Source organism: Amycolatopsis sp. H20-H5, assembly GCF_035828755.1.
Taxonomy (GTDB): Bacteria; Actinomycetota; Actinomycetes; order Mycobacteriales; family Pseudonocardiaceae; genus Amycolatopsis.
This window is the reverse complement of sequence record NZ_JAYMZS010000028.1, coordinates 43,515-60,934: the sequence shown is the minus strand read 5'-3', so window position 1 is coordinate 60,934 and position 17,420 is coordinate 43,515. Positions and strand designations below refer to the sequence as shown.

Sequence of the window (17,420 nt, the reverse complement as noted above, 5' to 3'; positions counted from 1 at the left end):
AGCCAGATAACTTGCCAAGGACCCGCTCGGCACGTCGCGACCGTGGTCAACCACGGATCCGGTCAACGAGACCACAGTCGAATCGAAACCCACCCCGCCGCTATACCCAGCACCAGGCTGTCACCGCCCGTCCTCGCGCACGGTCCCGCCCGGCGTACTCGACCAAAATCGCCACGCTGCACGTACGATGCGTTACCCTCGGTGCGGATCTCACGAGGGGGAACCTTGGAACCAGCGATCACGCCAACGCCACGACCGCGCAATGCCGAACCAGACGTAGCCGCACCGGAGACTCCCGCACCGAACGCTGCCGAACCAGAGGTAGCCGCGCCGGAAGCTCCCACCCCCCAGGTCGCAGCACCGAACCTCACCCCACCACAAGCGGCTGTACCGCAGGTCGCCGCACCGGAAGCGAAGAAGCGCCAGAAGTGGAAAGTGGTCGGCGGTCTACTCGCCGGTATCGGTGCCGTGGTGGCCATTGTCGCGGCGGTCGCGCCACCGGGAACCCTGCCCGACTTGTTCCGTGACGCCACCGGCGACGATGAGCTCCGGACCACCGTATACGGCGACGGTGCGACGTTCGGAGTCAACGGGGCGGTGTTTCCCGACGCACTCGACCCCGCCACCACAGCCAAGGTCACCACCGACACCGCGCTGCACGACCTGCTCCAGCAGCACCACGGCCGCGCACTGAGCAAATCCCAAGCCGTAGTCGTTCTCCAAAACAACCACAGCACCAGCATCAGCGTGGTCGACGTTCGCGCCATAGTCACCAAAAGGTCGGATCCGCCACCAGCCGGCACACTCGTGCTGCCACCCGGCGAGGGCGGGTCACAGCAGAACCTTCTGGTCGGTTTCGACCTTGACCACGGCGACGCGCCACACGCCCGTCTCCTTGCCGACAATGGCAAGCTCGGCAAAGCGTTCGGCAGTGAAACAAACGTGTTACTCGCACCGAACGACCAGTACACCATCACCGTCCACGGCCTGACCACATCGTGCACCTGCGACTGGTACATCAAGATGGACTACGTGATCGACGGCCACACAGAGACGCGGAACATCGGATCACCCGAAGCCCCGTTCTCCATTTCCGGCCCAGCACCCCACTACGACACCTCGTACCAATGGGACTACACCAAACTGGTGCCGATCGACCAGGCAACAGTGTGCGGCGGGGACTGCACGAGCAAGGCAGCCGAGTGGAAGAACAATGGCCATGGGTAATCGCGCCGTCGCATTCGCCTTGCTTTGCATCTGTGGGTTGACCGCATGTAGCGCGGATGCCGGCGATACCGCGGCACCGACCGACGGGCTCTCCGCGACCTTCCGCTGGAATGGAACGCTCGCCTTGCGCGAGCCACTCCAGGCAGGCGAGAAACCCCCGCCCGACGCCGACTGCGCGGCCGCCCTGCAATGGGCGATCGATACCCACCACGCCGAGCCATTCGAGAACGGCACCCTGGCGGTCGACGTGAGCACGAGCCGGGTCCTGCAAGTCAATAAGTCCATGATCGGCGTCCACGAAGTCCGGCAGTACCAGGAACCCGGCTGGGACTACGAATTCAGCTGCCCGAACGCAGACACGCCGATTAACTTCGCCGATTCACGGACGTTCGATCTTGGGGGCAACGAATGCCTCGCACCCATGCGATGCCGAGCCGCACTCGAGGACAACTCCGACGAGTCAGAGATCACGATGATCCCCGGAGAACCGCGCCACGTCGATCTCGCGTTGTCGAAAATGGGTGTCGAGGACATCGAGTACGTCGTCGACTTCGACGCCATAGTGAACAACGTTCACGTATCCCGATCACTCAACCCCGGCGGAAAAACGTTTAAGCTCCACGACTGGCCGTACAAGCAAGGAGCCCTACCAGGCACCTACACGTGGACCCCGGGAACACCCGGTTCCCTGACGTTCGCACCCCCTGTCGGCGCTGAACAGTAGCGGCTCTCTCTTGGTCAGACTGGTGTGAGACACCCCGTGTGACCAAGAGGGAAGCGCAGTGGGGCCACCACGCGCGCGATCGAGTCGCCGCTGCCCTCTGAAGACCGGAAACTGTCGTGCCCAGTCGGTAGCGTGCCCGTCCATGCGCTACTGGCTTGTTCGTGCCGACCAGCACGAATCTCCGTTCGGCTCCACCGATAGGGCGGTTCACCGCATCGTCTGCGGCTCCCCCCACGACGGTCCTGATTGCCAGTGGAGAACGTCCGAAGTGGGCGACCTGGTTGCCCTTGTCCGCATCCGCAACCGCAGCCCGTACGAGTCTGCCCGCTACACCCCCGGTGTCGTGGCGTTCGGACATGTCAGCGACACGGGTCCTTGGGGTGTCGGCCACCGCGATGATCGACGCCAAGGCAGCATCACCTACGACGACTTCTTCTTCGACGCGCCCATCTCCCTGTACCGCATGACCGTGTTGGCGGAGTTCGAGCCCTCGATGTTCCATTTGTCCACCCGAACTTGCGGTTTCGGCTCACCGCTGCCGCTGAGCACCGATCAGTGGGACGCCGTGACCAGGAAGCGGACGACCTCTTCTCGCAGGATCGCGCCGCGCACCCGCTGGGACATCACGCCCGGGGACGACGTGGCCGCTGCCGATCTCCAAGAGCATCATCAGGTTCGCTGGTCGGTCACCTGGAACCCGCACCGCATCGTGATCGGTGAGGACGGTGCCGTCACCCGACCAGCGGACCCGCGCAATGCCGACGTGATCGTCAGCAACCACACGCCGAACCTGTTCGTGTTCGGCGACGCATCCGCGCGCAACATCCAACCCGCGCCCGAAGGCGACGGTTCCATACTGATCTGGGTCGAACGGGAACGCGCCAACAATCGGATTCTGGGCCATATTTCCGCCGGCCGAGCTCTCCGCCTGTTCACCCGTCCCATCAAGGCCAGAGGTACTGCCCGCTACATCGGCCAGTACCTCATCGACCAGCACAATCCCGCCGTCACCGACCCACCAGCCACCAAGGCGACTGGCCGCTGCCTGCGGGTCCGCCCCTGGGGCCCGGTACATCAGGACCCGGCACTCTGGCGGGCCAATGTCGGACAGCGCTACCGATCCGCGGCCCCACTCGACACCGGTGACGGAGCCGACACGCCAGCGACGACGCGCAGCGTGTCGGTCACCAAAATCCGCGCCGCGGCGCAAGCCCACCGGAACCTGCAAAACCAGCTCGCCGACTTCATCGCCGACAACGACCTCGAACCCCTCACGCCCACACCGGACGATCCCCAGTTCGACGTCGCCTTCTGGCACGGGCTCAACCTCGTCGTCTGCGAAGTCAAGAGCCTGCCCAGCGACAACGAGGACGGCCAGCTCCGCGAAGGCTTCGGGCAACTCTGCCACTACGCCGAGCGCTACCGTATCCAACACGAAGACGCCCACCCTGTGCTCTACGTCGAACGCCAACCTCGCGACCCGCTGTGGGAGTCGCTCTGCCGACGCCACGCAGTCGTGCTCGCCTGGCCAGACACCATCGGCCGGGTACTGTCCGGCGGAAGCCACGCGGTCGACCACGACGCGGTGCTAGCCGCTGCACCAAACGTTCAGTGGGGCATCGGCGGTGCTCCGTAGATACGATTCGGTCGCGGCGAGCAGGTCCAGCTGCTTGTCACTGACCACCGAAGCGGACAAGCCCGGTTGGATGATCGTCATCTCCAACCGCGGCTTCACCACGCGGGCCTGCTCCTGGAGCCGATACAGAGAAGGAAGATCGCCCACCTCGAACGGACTCACCGTGGTCCGCTGTTGTTTCTTACGAGCCCTGCGCTCCAGGTTCTTGAACAACGGAACGATGTCCCCGCGTCGCCACACCACGCTCTTGTGGGCCTGCCCGCACACCTCGTACAGATCGCCCACCCGCGCACCGGGAAGACCCCCGGCGTATTTGCAGTGGTAGAAGTGGATCAGCAACCCGGCGTCGTCGATCTTGAGCGCCACGACATCGGCGACCTCACCCGAACCGTCATCGTCGATCACCACATCCCAGGTGTCATCGGCTCGCAACTGAGCGATCACCCTCGCCTGGATCGAGTCCGGGCGTCGCTGCGGCCCTTGGGACTCGACGTGAAGATCGATCCCCGACCAATCCAGCACACGAAGCCGATCGACGGGAAACGGCGTGCGGTCATCACCTGGCGTGTACAGCTTGCCGCCCCGCACGAGGCGGTCACCCGCGAGAAGGAAGATCAAGCCGTCTTTGGCATTGAGCCAGGAACTCAACCAGACAGGTGCCGAACGGCCCGCGGTCGCGGCGATCTCGACCGGCTCCATGCAGCGGTAGATCAACTTCCCGTCCCGCAAGTCCGCCTCATACCCGACTTTCCACGCCGCGGTCTCCACCCAAAACCGCAACGGTCCTTCCTCGCTCTGGTCACGCGGACGCAAGTCGACGTCGATCATCGGATAGGCGCGGCCGTCGTAGAGCAGGCGCAGGTTCTCGGTGACGGTGAGAAAGTGCTCCCACGGCCACTCCACTCCCAACAGCGCGGCATCAGGCCGGGCGGTCAGATCCTGCGGGACGATGAAATTCTTGGTGATGTCCTCGATGCTGATGCTCGCGTCCAGGAGTTTGTCTCCCACATTGTCACACCAGTCCCGCCAATGCTTCACCGTAGGAGCGGGACTGTGAGACCAGATCCGCCCCTTGATCGACGCGCTGATGTTCACGCGCTCACCCGCGCGGTAGCCCGACCCGGAGATATTGGTCTGTGTCTTCGTTTGGGCCTCGCCGGTGGGGAAACTCGCCGTCACGTCCGATCCGACGTGCATGGAGAACCGGCGGAACTGGCTGCGCACGTCGAGCACACCGATATTGGTGGGGATCAGGCGATGGATGTCAGCCATGACGCGGTACACCGTCGAACCGGTGAACCGCTCCGAGGGGCCGGCGACATGCTCCGCGAGCTCCGGGAAGAGACCACTGTTGGCCGAGCTGTTGATATAGAGCAGGCGGCGACGCCGGTCGAAGTACAGGACGAACATCTCGTAGGTGAGCTCTTCGACGGTTTTGATCTCACCCCAGCTCACGTCGCTGCGGTTCTCCACCACACACCACGCCACCCCTTCAGCGGGGTTGATGCCGATCGGCTGGGTCAGCATCACGTCGTCGCCGAAGAACGCCGGTATCGATTCGGGTGTCCACTCATCGGACTGGGTGCGGTACACCACGGTGCTCAGCTTGGGTTCGATGTTGCGCAGCGTGACCGCGGCCGGTTTGCTGGTGAAACCCGCCTCGAACTCGCTGATCTCCCGCTGCTCCGCCACCGCGGCCTGCGACAGATCGCGCAGCACCAGGTTCCAGTCGGCGTTCTCCGCGTACAACGACCGCAGGCGCTCGTCGACGTGGTACTCGGTGCGGGCCACGAACACCGACGCGTCGCCGAGACGCCCACCAGAGACAACGCGCGCGAGGCGGCCGACGAACTGCAAGGTCACACCGAGGCTCTTCTGAGGATCGTGCACCGCGGCGATCTTGAGCTCGGGAAGGTCGAACCCCTCACCGAGCATGTTCACGCAGACGACGATCCGGGAAGTCCTGCCTCGGATCGCTTGCAGTGCCTTCTTTTTCGCCGTCGCGGACAGTTGGTAGTACAACGCGACCGGTGCGTAGTCCCGCGCGAGTTCTTCATAGAGCGGCAGCAGCTCGTCGACGCGGCGAGTGCTCTTGGCCCGCACCATCAGCAAGTGATCCAAACCCGCCTCGACATCCCGGCGAAGCTGCCGCACCGCTTGTTGCGCCAAGGCACGGTCGGTATCGATCAAATCGATCACTGACGTGTAGTTGATCGGAGCGAAATACTGTTGGCGCTGCGCCTGCTCCAGCGGGAAGTCGTAGACGATCTGTCCCTCGACGTGTCGTCCGTCCTCACGGAACGGGGTGGCGGTGAACTGGACGACGGGCCGGTCCGCGAACGCCTCCCGTGGTTCGGCCCAGGTGCGGGCAACGACATGGTGGGCCTCGTCGACGAATAGGTGCGAGCAGGCGGCCAACAACGCCTGCCGCGCGGTCGGTGCGCACGCCTGGAGAGCGTGCGGGGTGGTGACGATGACGTTGCAACTGTCGGCGAACGCCAGTGCCTGCTCCGCGTCGCGGAACCCGGTGGTGACGCGTCCCACCACCGGCCGCAGCGCGGATGGGGCCACGATGCCGTATTTGTGCAGCACGCCGAGGGCGATGAATTTGTCCGCGATCTGGTCACGCAGCACGTCGGAGGGCACGAGCACCAGTAGTCGAGGCAGCGTCCCCGCGACCAGGAGCGCCAACATGGTTTCGGTCTTGCCTGTGCCGGTGGGCATCACCACGGTCACCGGCGCGACGCGCCCTGTCGTCCAGTACCCCAGAACCGAATGCACGGCCCCCAGTTGCGGGCGGCGCAATCCTGGCTGCCCGTCGGCTGCTTCCTGAAAGCCCAAGGCATGGCCGTAAGACGTCGTGACCTCAGCCGGAGCCGTCCGTTCGCGAGGCCCAGTCCACTCACCGCTGCCTACTCGCTGCCCAGGTTCACTTCCCAATCCCACTCGCAACGTCAGAACGCCCTCGTCGACCGGTCGCCCCGGTAGCGCTGCCGGCCACACACCGAACCGGTTGTCGGCGAACAGAGTCGAGGTTCCTTCCCTGTCTGTCAGCAGAAAGTCGCTCGAAACCGGTACGAGGAGCTGTCGAACAGCGTTGCCCTCGAACGTCTCCGCCCGCGCCCAGACCTCGGGCGAACGCCAACGAGCCGCCACCTGGTTACTCCTTCCGGCGAAACCAGGCATGGTATCCCGATCACCGGAACACCCCGGCTGACCAACACCAGTGGGCGACAAAGATCGCTCGATTGCCGATACCCAAGCGTGAAATGCGTTGGGGAGACCTGCGGCGGAGGAGTCCCCTTCTCGCCTCGATCGTCATATACCGAGCCAACCGCGTCAAGGACAGCACTTGACCCGATCGACTCGGCACACAAGCGGGGCTAGGACGAAGGGAACGGGGGAGAACCAAGACCACCAGCGTGAACACCGCGCCGAGCGCCTCCGGCCGCGACAACGGGCCCCGGAGCACGACACCCCGAGGCCCGCCGCCGGTGTGCCCGACTCCGCGGTGACGCGGTTTCCAGCGCCGAACACACCACACTCCCGTGACAATAAAGGAGCGAACTCAGGGTATCTGACCAGCGAAAACACCGCCAAGTGGTCTCTAATTGTGCTATAGTTATTGGTGTCGGGAGGGATTCCAGCCCCACCCCGGCACCCGTGACAACACACTCGTCAGGAGCCCGCCATGCCCACGTGGACCACCACCATCCATTTCGCCGCCATCCGCACCGCCGGAACCGTGCACACCAACCTCGACATCACCAACGCGGGAACCCCAGGCGCCCAAGCCCACGCCACCATCGGGTCGGTCCTCGCCCGCGTCAGCGACCTGCTCACCGCCCAGCGCCTGGCCGCGATCTGGCGCGACGCCGCGATCCACACCCACCGCCTCGTGCCCGACGCGGGCTTCGCCGGACACGGCGACCCACGAACCCAATGCCCGGCCGGGCTCGTCGTGCGGATCGGCCCCGACGCCGCCGTGCGCCAGGACCTCATCCCCGCCACCGCGACCCTGCCCACGCACATCCGCATCCAGGTCGGCCCAATCGTCTGGCTGATCATGGACCGCGCCGCCTACAGCCGCACCCGCGAACTATGGGAACGACTGGAAGACCTGCTCGCCTGACCGACCCCCGGGCCGGGGTTGCCACGCAGGCGACCCCAGCCCGGTTATCCACAGAAGTGTGGAGTTATCCACAGGATGGCCGCCGGATATCGTCGAAGCCGCGCCGCGGCTGGCACCCTCAAACCGCAGCACCCCTCGACAGAAAGGACCCCCGTGGCCACCTGGACCGTCACCACCGACACCGGCCACCACACCGGCACCGCGACCACCCCCGCCGACGCGTGGAACGCCGCCCACGACGCCGCCACCGACCTGGTGCGCGACCACGTGCCGACCCTGATCACGCTCACCGTCGACGGGGACACCTCCACCCTCCGGCCAGGGGACAGCGGGAACCACGCCGCCGACCTCGCCGCCACCCTCGACGCCATCGACACCGGGCGAGACGCGCTCGCCGCCGCCCATCGTGAACGCGCGTGATCCGCGCCGGCCGCCGAGCCCTCGACCACACCGGCATCGCCGCGCTGCACCAGCTCACCACCCGCCAAGCCCGCCGGGCCCAACCCTGGAACCAGCCGGGGCACCCCGCGCCGATCACCACCGGCCGCGCCACCCACGGCCGCCCGACATTGTGGGACACCGAACAAGCCGAGACCTTCGCCCACGGCCACCCGGTGCCCGAGCTCCCCGAACACGTCCCCCACGGTCGCGACCTACTCGACCGCATTGAGGCTGCCCGTGTCGTCGGGGTTGAGGTTGAAACGTGGCGACGCGACACCTACCGCGAGCGAGTCCCGCCGCCTGACGCCGAACTGTTCGGCATGCCGTGGTGGCACCGCGACACCCTCGAGAAGCATCGACACACCCGCACCGCCCCACACCATGGCGGGGGACGCCCCACCGGCCGCGCCGACACCACACCGCGCGCCGACATCCCCGCACGCGTCCGACAACTCCTCCAGGGCGCAGCCGCCGCTGGCGAACCCCTCAACACCGCGGACATCGCCCGCAGGCTCGGCATCCACTACACCACCGCGCACCGACACGTCCACGCCATCCGCGCCGCCTCCGGCGACGACAAGACGCCCGGGACACCTAGGGAGCAGCGATGACCAGCACCGCCACCCTCGCTGCTCATCGCACAAGCCCTACGCGCCCTATCTCGCGCTCGACGACTAGTCGGTCGCCGCGATGTTCGACCCGAACTTGTGGAGCAGGCACGGCGCATGGCAGATGCACGGATACGGTCACCGATTATCAGGGCTCAGTCACATCGGACTCTTCCGGTGGCGGTCCAGGGATGATCGCGCGAGGCGTGCGAAACTCGAGGAACTCGCAGAGGCGGTCGTGACGAAGAAAACTGCCTCGCCACGACCGCCCAACCCGGCAGTCTCAGGCCGTGCACAGGCCGTCAACCACCGGGCATCACAGAGAACCACAAGGTGCAACAGGGCACTAAACCCGCAGCTAGAAGGCCAAAATGGGCCTTCACTCCTGGGTGGCATCACCCCAGGAAACAAAAGTCCCTTGCTCCCGCCTCCGGGGCAGTGCGCGAAGCTGTTTAGACGACGTGCACCGTGACGCCGGAGGCGGTGAAGCGGGCGGAGAGCTCGGCGGGGATGTCGGCGTCGGTGACCACGACGTCGACCGCGCTGATCGGGCAGATTCCCGCGAAGGCGCGGCGGCCGAGTTTGGATGAGTCCGCGGCGACGACGACGCGGGCCGAGCGGCGGACCATCAGCTGGTTGATGTTCGCCTCGCCTTCGTTGTGGGCGAACGCGCCCGCCACCGGGTCGAGCGCGTCGACGCCGAGGATCAGCAGGTCGATCGCGATCTGGTCGAGGACCTTGGTGGCCAGCGGGCCGGTCAGCTCGAAGGACTGGGCCCGCGCCACGCCGCCGGTCACCACGAGTTTGATGTTCTGCCGGACCGCGAGCTCGTTCGCGATGTTGAGCGCGTTGGTGACCACGGTCAGCGCCGGGCCGCTTCCGCCGTTGCTCAGGTCGCCGCGGGCGAGCAGGGCGCGGGCGATCTCGGTCGTCGTCGTGCCGCCGTTCAGGCCGATCACGCCGCCGCGCTGGGCAAGCGCGGCGACGGCGTGGGCGATGCGGGACTTCTCCGGCGCGTGCCGGGCGGTCTTGTAGCGCAGCGGCAGGTCGTAGGACACGTTGGCCGACACCGCGCCGCCGCGGGTCCGGGTGAGCAGCTGCTGCGCGGCGAGGTGGTCGAGGTCGCGCCGGACGGTCGCCGGGGAGACGGCGAGCTCGCCCGCGAGGTCGTCGACCTCGACCTTGCCGCGCTCGCCGACGATCCGCAGCACCCCGCTGAGCCGATCGTGCCTGCTCACCGCGACGCCGACATCCGGAAGTCGTACCGCTGCGGCAGGGGCCTGCCGGGCGAAAGCGCGGCCCAGGTGTCGGACAGCGAGGTCTCGCCTTCCCGGACCCCGGCCACCTCGAAGCCCTGCTCGAAGATCGCCAGCGCACCCGCCCGGTCGCCCAGTGCGAGTAGGGACTGCGCCTCCAGCAAGCGAATCCGTCCGTCCATACGGGACTCATCGGGCAGCCCGCCGATCAGCTCCGCCGCACGCGCCGGCAGCCCGGCGGTGAGCTGGGCGGTGATCGCCTCGACGGCCAGCGGCCGGACGCCGGGGGCGAGCGCCAGCGCGCGATCGAGCAGGCGCGCGGATTCCGCGGCCGAGTCCGCCGCCACGGCCAGGTTCCGCAGTGCCCAGGGGTTTTCGGCCCGCTCGACGGACTCGAGCCAGGCCACCACGGCGGCCGTGCGGTTCCCGGCCTGCCAGCGCGCGACACCCCGGTGGTACCAGCTCTCCCAGCTCTCCGGCGTGTATTCCAGCAGCTCACGCCAATGCGCGTTGACCAGTGTCGCGGCGGGCGGGGCCGCGGGGTCGCCGTCGAGCGGTTTGCCGTCGAGCAGGGCGAGCCACGGCGCCTGCTCGTCGTCCATCAGCTCCGGCGGGAACGGCGTGCCTGGCAGTTCGAGGAGCATCCGGTGCAGCTCCAGCGCGCCCCAGCCGGAACCCCGGTACAGCAGCGGACCCGGGGTCTCGTCGGCCACGCCACGCCACGCGGCGAAGAGGCGTGACAGCGTCTCGGCGTCGGGCAGGCGGCGTTCCACCTCCGCTGTCGCGGCAGTCCAGTCTTCGCCGTGCGCGGTGGAGTTCACCTGAACCGGACCGTACGCCTCCAGCCAGTCCCAGTACTCCCCCGCGGGCAGCCGGAGGTGCTCCAGCTGAGTGCGGGCCAGCCCGGCCTGGATCTCCAGGTAGCCGCCCGCGCCGGGCGCCAGCCACTCCTGCCAGCGCTGACCGCCCGGGGATTCGCCCCACACGAACAGTTTCCGTCCGCGCAGACGCTCGGTCGAGAGCTGCGCCAGCCCGGCGCCGTCGCCGTCCACCGCGGCGATCCAGCGGCGGGACTCCTCCGGCAGCTCAAAGAAGTAGTCGGCGGCGTCGGTGTGCCGCGCGGGGTAGGTGATCTCCCCGGGCACGTCGACGAGGTCCAGCCTGCCGCTGTAGCCGTAGTGCCAGGCGCGGTCCGCGGGCGCGAGCACCCGACCGTCCTCGGTCCGCTCGACGGCGATGTTGGACCACCAGTACACCGGGACCTCGTGCGCGTGCGGATTGCGGATCCGGACGCCCACCAGCAGGAAGTCCGAACCGTCCGGCAGCCAGAAGTCGAGCTGGTAGGGCAGGTCGCGCGTGCGCTCCCACTCCCACAGCCGCAGCACCGGCGTGCCGTCGGGGCCCTCGACCTCGGCGGCGTGCATCGGTGCGCAGGTCATCGTGGTGTGCCCGGTGCTACCGAGGTTCCACTCGACACCCCCCGCGAACCACGCGTCGCGCAGGGCCAGGTTGGCGGGCTGCAGCACCGGGTTGCGGTACAGCAGCTCGCGCTCGGTTTCCTTGTTGTACAACGAGTACAGGCGGCCACCGAGCGAGGGCAGGATGGTCGCGCGGACCCGGTCGTTCTCCAGGATCAGCGCGGGAACGGCGCGTTCGGCGCGCTCCCGCGTGTAGCCGTCCTGAAGCCGACAAGGCAACACGGTGTCCAGGCGGCCGTACTCGAGGCCGTCGGCGAGGTCGGCGGGCAGCTCGCCGAGGTTGGCGACCTGCTGGACCTGCTCGGGCTTGACCAGCGGGGGCAACGGGTTCTCCGGCCCCAGCTCGGCCACGGGAAGGACGAGGTCCTCACGAAAAAGTCGGGTGCTCACGAGTCCATGAGCCTAGCGCCCGAAGCCTCGTCGAAGAGGTGTACGGCACCGGCTTTCGGTGTGAGACTGATCTTCTCGCCACGCTGCCACGGCGCCATCCCGGGCGTCCGCACGGTCAGGACCTGGTCCGGGCCGCCGTAGGTCGACTTGCAGTAGAGATACTGATCACTGCCCAGTTCCTCGACGACCTCGACCACGCCGGTGATCCCGCTCTCCGGGTCCACCGTGTCCCAGCCCTCCGGCCGCACACCGACGACGACCTTGTCACTGGTCAGCCCGGAGCGCTGGGCGGTGGTGAGCGGCAGGCGCGTCCCGCCGACGACCACGCCGTCGACGTCGACCGTCGCGGGCAGCAGGTTCATCGCGGGCGAGCCGATGAACCCGGCGACGAACAGGTTCACCGGGCGCGCGAACAGGCCGATCGGGGTGTCGCACTGCTGGAGCAGGCCGTCCTTGAGCACGGCGACCTTGTCCCCCATCGTCATCGCCTCGACCTGGTCGTGCGTGACGTAGATGGTGGTGATCCCGAGGCGACGCTGCAGCGACGCGATCTGGGTGCGTGTCTGCACCCGGAGCTTCGCGTCCAAATTGGACAGTGGTTCGTCCATCAGGAAGACGCTCGGTTCGCGCACGATCGCGCGCCCCATCGCGACGCGCTGCCGCTGCCCGCCAGAGAGCTTCGCGGGCTTGCGGTCGAGATACTGCGTGAGGTCGAGCAGCTCGGCGGCGTCGCGGACGCGCTTTTCGCGCTCCGCCTTGGGCATCTTGGCGATCTTGAGGTGGAAGCCGATGTTCTCGCCGACGCTCATGTGCGGGTAGAGCGCGTAGTTCTGGAACACCATCGCGATGTCCCGGTCCTTCGGCGGCAGGTCGGTGACGTCACGGTCGCCGATGTGGATCTGCCCGTAGTCGACGCCCTCCAGCCCGGCGAGCATGCGCAGCGTGGTCGATTTGCCGCAGCCCGACGGCCCGACCAGCACCAGGAACTCGCCGTCGGCGACTTCGAGGTCGAGGCCGTCGACCGCGGGCCGGTCGACCCCGGCGTAGTACCGGGTCGTGTCCCGGAAGCTCACGGTTGCCATGGTTTCGAGTCCCTACTTTCCGGCGCCGAGCGTGAGGCCGGTGATGATCCGGCGGGCGAGCAAGAGATAGAGCACCAGCATGGGCAGCACCACGATGGCGACACCGGCGATCAGGCCGCCGTATTCCGACTGGTAACTGGCGGCGCCGTAGAAGGTGAACAACGCGCGCGACAGCGTGAAACTGGACTGGTCCTTGAGGAACACGATCGCCAGCAAGGTTTCGTTCCACAGCCCGATGGCGTTGAGGATCAGCGCGGTGATCAGGCCACCGCGCGCCAGCGGCAGCATCACCGAGAAGAACGTCCTGGTCGGCGACGCGCCGTCGATCGCGGCGGCTTCTTCGAGTTCGTCCGGCAGTGAGCGGAAGAACCCGGTCAGCAGGAAGACCGTGAACGGGATCGACAGGGCGACGTAGATGAAGAACAGCCCGTATTCGTTGTCCAGCTGGATTTTGCTCATCACCACGAACAACGGGATGATCACGGTCTGGAACGGCACGCCCATGCCGATCGCGATCACGTTGGTCAGCCCGCCGGAACCGCGTACACCCAGCCGGGTGAGCGCGTAGGCGGCCGGGGCCGACACCGCGACCGTGACCACCGTGGCGAGCGTGACCAGGACGACGGTGGTGATCACCGCGTCGCCGAACCCGGCGTTGTTCCAGGCATAGACGAAGTTGCGGAACGGCTTGCCGAGGTGGAACCACTGGTACGGCAGGGCGAACGGCTTGGTGAAGATCTCCACCGGCGTCTTGAACGACGCACTGATCAGCCAGTACAGCACCAGGATGTTGAACGCGGTGAACGCCCAGACGATCACCGAACCCAGCAGCCGCAACGGACTCAGCCGCCGCGAGCCCGGAGCGGCCTTGGGCTTGCGCGGTGGTTTGCGCACGGGCTTCGCCACGCGAGGCGGTGGTGGCGTCATTACCCTCGTAGTCACGGGCTAGCTCCTAAAACTGGATGACGTCGCGGCGCATGAGGCGGCGCAGCAGGACGACGAGGAAGGACACCAGCGCGATCATCGCGACGGCGCAGGCACAGGCCGCGCCGAAGTCAGGCGTGCCGTTCGAGCCGAAGGTCCGGTCGAACACGTAGATGCCCAGCGTCCACGCCTGGTTCGGCGGCGAGTAGGTACCGGGTCCCGCGAGCACGAACACGAGCTCGAAGATCTTGAGCGCGTTGATCGTCCACAGCACCCCGGCGACGCCAATGACGTCCCAGGTCAGCGGCAGCGTGATGTTGCGGAACTTCTGCCACGGCGACGCGCCCGCGAGATCGGCGTCCTCGTAGAGGTACGGCGGGATGCGGTCGACAGCGGCCATCAGGATCGTGATGAAGAACCCTGAGCTGGCCCAGATGATCGACGCCGTCACCACCCAGGTCACGTTGGCCGGGTCGAGGAACTTGGCCGCGCTCGCGCCGACGTGCTCCAGCATGAAGTTCGCCAGGCCCTGTTTTCCGGGCTGGTACTTGAACACGAAGCCGAGGAACATGCCCAGCGCCACCGGCGCGACGATGTTCGGGAAGAACAGGATCGCGCGGATCGCCTTGCCACCGCGCATGTCCCGCAGCACCATCGTGAACAGGAACGCCAGCAGGAACGTGCCGATGCCGCCCGCGAACACGTAGATCAGGGTGTTCTGGAACGAGTACTGGAACGAGTCGTTGTTCCACATCTGCACGTAGTTGTCGACGCCGTTGGGCTCCGGCGTGTCACCGGAGCCCGCCCACTTGGTGAAGCTGAGCACGACGGTGGCCAGCGTCGGCAGCACCAGGAAAGCCAGGTACAGCCCCAACGCCGGGATCATGAACGGCCAGAACAGCCGGCGCTTGCGCGTCAGATGCCCGCCGCGTGAGCCGGTGGCGCGGCCGGGTCCTGCCGCCCGCGCCACCGTGTCCGTGGGAGCGCTCATCAGCCCTGGGTCTTCCAGAACCCGGCGCCCTTGGCCGCCAGCTGGTCGACGAACTGCTGGGGGTCGAGCTTGCCCTTGAGCAGCGAGGTGTCGGCCGGGTCGAAGACGTCGGTCTGCCACTTGCCGCCCGCGATGCCGTCGATGCCGTCGTACTGCAGGACGTGTTCCTTCTTCGGGTCGTCCATCACCGTCTTGAGCGCCTTGAGGTCGTCCGGGACGGCGAGGTCGGTGCGCGGCACCAGGTTGTCGGCGACGGCCGGGATGCCCGACAGGATGTCCTTGTTGAGGAAGTAGGCCATGAACGCCTTCGCGCCCTCGGCGTGCTTCGCCTTCTTGGTCACCGAGAAGCCGATCGACATCTGCTCGACCGTGTCGTGCGTGGCGCCGTCCGGCTTCGGGAACTGGAACGAGCCGTAGTTGATCTTCTGCCCGGAGCCCTGCTTGTCGAGGTACTCACGGGTCTCGCTCGGCGCCCAGCTGCCGACGTAGAGGTAGGACGAGTCGCCGTCGGCCCAGCGCTGCTGGATCTGCGGGAACTTCGCCGCGTCCCAGCCGTCGATGAGGTACTTCGGCAGCTTCGCGGTCTCGGTGGCGGCCTTGAGGAAACCGGGGTCGGTCTTCCAGCTCTGGCCGGTCTTGTCGGTCGCGGCCTTGTACAGACCGCCGGGGCCGACGTAGCGCTCGGCGAGCTGGGTGAAGTAGTACATGTTGTAGAACGGGATGTCGCCGTCGAGGCTGATCGCGCTCTTGCCTGCCTTGTCGAACAGGGCGGTCAGCTCGGTCATGGTCTTCGGCTCGGCGAAGTCCTTGACTGCGACTTTGTCCTTGTTGTACCACCACGCGCTGCTCTGCAGCGTGTACGGCACCATGAAGTTCTTGCCCTCTTTGTCCTTGTTCTGCGGGAAATCGTACGAGCTGGGCGAGAGCACGTCCTTGACGGTCTTGTCGCCCTCGCCGACCTTCATCGCGAACACGTCGTCGACGCCCTGCGTGCCGCCCGGGGTCATGATCGCCGCGCCGACCTTGCTGACGTCCTGGTCGAACAGATCCGGGACGTTGTCGGTGTTGAGCGCCGGCGCCAGGTTCTGCGTGTAGGCCTTGCGGCCGAGCCACTGGACGTCGACCTTGACGCCGGTCTTGTCCTGGAAGCACTTGAAGGCCTTCTGCAGGACCTTGCCCTGGGGCTCGTCGGCCGTCCACATCGACCAGTAGGTGAACTCCTTGTCCGTCTGCGGCTTGGTGCCCGCCTCCGGACAGGGCGCGTCGAGATACTGCTGGACGCCGGGCAGCGCGTTCTCGCCGCCGCCCGCTGTCGTGTCAGCGCCGGAACCACAACCGGCGAGCACGAGGCTGACAGCGGCGCCCACTGTCAGCACGCTGAGTTTGCCGGACCTGCCACGAGCTACCCGCATGGCCACCCACCTGATCGAGAGAGTCATCGCTTCACGCACTTCTTGCGCGTTAGCGCGCAGTTTTGTTCGGTTTCACGCATCTGTCAACAAGTAGGACCCAAAAAACCTGCGTAATCGTCATCTTGAGGCCAACCCGTGACAGCACATACAGGCTTCACCCAAGCACGTTCAGCAGCCTTCGCACTTCGGCGGCCACCGCGTCACGCCCCGCGCCCAGGTACTTACGCGGATCCACCCGTTCGGGATGCGCCCGCCAGTCCTGCGTGGCGGCCGCGGTGAACACCTTGTTCAGCTGGGTGGCGATGTTGATCTTCGTCATCCCGGCCCGCACGGCCGCGGCGAGTCCTTCGTCGGACACCCCCGACGAGCCGTGCAGGACCAGCGGCACGCCCACCTTGTCCCGCAGGCGGGCGATCAGCTCGAAGTCGAGCTCGGCGTCCCTGGTCAGCATCGCGTGCGAACTGCCGACAGCCACCGCCAGCGCGTCCACGCCGGTGGCGGCCGCGAACTCGGCGGCCTCACCGGGATCGGTCCGCGCACCGGGCGCGTGCACCCCGTCCTTGCCGCCGACCTCACCGAGCTCGGCTTCGATCCAGACGCCGTGGTCGTGGCAGTACCGCGCCATGTCCCGGGTCTCCCGGACGTTGTCGCCGTAGTCCAATTTGGACGCGTCGAACATGACCGAGCCGAAGCCCAGCGCGACGGCCTCGCGGACGAGGTCCTGGGACTCCGCGTGGTCGAGGTGGACGGCCACGGGGACCTTCGCGGCCCGCGCGGCGGCCAGCGCCGCTTCGCCGATGGGCGCCAGCGCGCCGTGGTAGGCCACGGCGTTCTGGCTCAGCTGCACGATGACCGGTGTGTTCGCGGCCTGCGCGCCCTCGATGATCGCGGTGATGTGCTCGAGCTGGATGGCGTTGAACGCCCCGCAGCCCCGGCCATGGTCCGCGGCCGGGCCGACGACGTCGCCGGTGGACACGAGCGGCATTTCGGTGCTCCTTACTTGTCGGCCGCGCCGTCCGGGCTCGCTTGGTGCCGGGTGTCATGAAAGTGACTTTCCGGGCAATTTTGGCCCGTAAAGTCACTTTCATGACACTGGAGAGCCGGGGGCGCGACGGGCGG

The 17,420-nt window shown here is 67.0% G+C and carries 14 protein-coding genes; 6 read left to right on the top strand and 8 right to left on the bottom strand.

All coding sequences use genetic code 11. The features are described 5' to 3' along the window. The first annotated feature begins 435 nt into the window (after positions 1-435). The 3 genes from QMK34_RS17935 (at position 436) to QMK34_RS17925 (ending at position 3,587) form a co-directional block, all read left to right on the top strand. Positions 436-1,227 (top strand): hypothetical protein, encoded by a 792-nt coding sequence (locus QMK34_RS17935; RefSeq protein ID WP_326415174.1) that lies wholly within the window; start codon positions 436-438, stop codon positions 1,225-1,227. Then, entirely contained in the window at positions 1,220-1,951 is a 732-nt protein-coding gene (locus tag QMK34_RS17930; protein ID WP_326415173.1) for a hypothetical protein, read from the top strand. Before QMK34_RS17935 ends, QMK34_RS17930 begins: the two co-directional genes overlap by 8 nt. 142 nt (positions 1,952-2,093) lie before the next feature. Continuing rightward, positions 2,094-3,587 (top strand): hypothetical protein, encoded by a 1,494-nt coding sequence (locus QMK34_RS17925; protein WP_326415172.1) that lies wholly within the window; start codon positions 2,094-2,096, stop codon positions 3,585-3,587. On the opposite strand, the gene QMK34_RS17920 is transcribed toward QMK34_RS17925, so the two are convergent. Further along, complete coding sequence (locus QMK34_RS17920) at positions 3,540-6,428, bottom strand: DEAD/DEAH box helicase (protein ID WP_326415171.1); 2,889 nt, start codon at positions 6,426-6,428, stop codon at positions 3,540-3,542. The genes QMK34_RS17925 and QMK34_RS17920 overlap by 48 nt on opposite strands. Positions 6,429-7,278: 850 nt before the next feature. Between QMK34_RS17920 and QMK34_RS17915 the strand changes: the two genes are divergently transcribed. From QMK34_RS17915 to QMK34_RS17905, 3 genes are all read left to right on the top strand, one after another. After that, complete coding sequence (locus tag QMK34_RS17915; RefSeq protein WP_326415170.1) at positions 7,279-7,719, top strand: hypothetical protein; 441 nt, start codon at positions 7,279-7,281, stop codon at positions 7,717-7,719. Positions 7,720-7,872: 153 nt separating this feature from the next. Next, positions 7,873-8,139 carry a hypothetical protein gene (locus QMK34_RS17910; RefSeq protein ID WP_326415169.1) on the top strand — a complete coding sequence of 89 codons (267 nt, stop codon included), beginning with the start codon at positions 7,873-7,875 and terminating at the stop codon, positions 8,137-8,139. Continuing rightward, positions 8,136-8,771 (top strand): hypothetical protein, encoded by a 636-nt coding sequence (locus QMK34_RS17905; protein ID WP_326415168.1) that lies wholly within the window; start codon positions 8,136-8,138, stop codon positions 8,769-8,771. Before QMK34_RS17910 ends, QMK34_RS17905 begins: the two co-directional genes overlap by 4 nt. Positions 8,772-9,220: 449 nt before the next feature. Here the strand turns inward: QMK34_RS17905 and QMK34_RS17900 are convergent, their stop codons facing one another. The 7 genes from QMK34_RS17900 to QMK34_RS17870 form a co-directional block, all read right to left on the bottom strand. Then, positions 9,221-10,006, bottom strand: coding sequence for a DeoR/GlpR family DNA-binding transcription regulator (locus tag QMK34_RS17900; protein ID WP_326415167.1), 786 nt, complete (start codon positions 10,004-10,006; stop codon positions 9,221-9,223). Continuing rightward, a complete protein-coding gene (locus QMK34_RS17895; RefSeq protein WP_326415166.1) occupies positions 10,003-11,892 on the bottom strand; it encodes a DUF5107 domain-containing protein in 1,890 nt (629 codons plus the stop codon). The genes QMK34_RS17900 and QMK34_RS17895 overlap by 4 nt, the downstream gene beginning before the upstream one ends. After that, a complete protein-coding gene (locus QMK34_RS17890; protein WP_326415165.1) occupies positions 11,889-12,974 on the bottom strand; it encodes an ABC transporter ATP-binding protein in 1,086 nt (361 codons plus the stop codon). The genes QMK34_RS17895 and QMK34_RS17890 overlap by 4 nt, the downstream gene beginning before the upstream one ends. A gap of 12 nt (positions 12,975-12,986) precedes the next feature. Continuing rightward, entirely contained in the window at positions 12,987-13,916 is a 930-nt protein-coding gene (locus QMK34_RS17885) for a carbohydrate ABC transporter permease (protein ID WP_326415164.1), read from the bottom strand. 10 nt (positions 13,917-13,926) lie between these two features. Further along, positions 13,927-14,889 (bottom strand): carbohydrate ABC transporter permease, encoded by a 963-nt coding sequence (locus QMK34_RS17880; RefSeq protein WP_326415163.1) that lies wholly within the window; start codon positions 14,887-14,889, stop codon positions 13,927-13,929. Then, positions 14,889-16,301, bottom strand: coding sequence for an ABC transporter substrate-binding protein (locus QMK34_RS17875; RefSeq protein ID WP_326415162.1), 1,413 nt, complete (start codon positions 16,299-16,301; stop codon positions 14,889-14,891). Before QMK34_RS17875 ends, QMK34_RS17880 begins: the two co-directional genes overlap by 1 nt. 154 nt (positions 16,302-16,455) lie before the next feature. Further along, entirely contained in the window at positions 16,456-17,286 is an 831-nt protein-coding gene (locus QMK34_RS17870) for a class II fructose-bisphosphate aldolase (RefSeq protein WP_326415161.1), read from the bottom strand. Between the last annotated feature and the right edge of the window lie 134 nt (positions 17,287-17,420).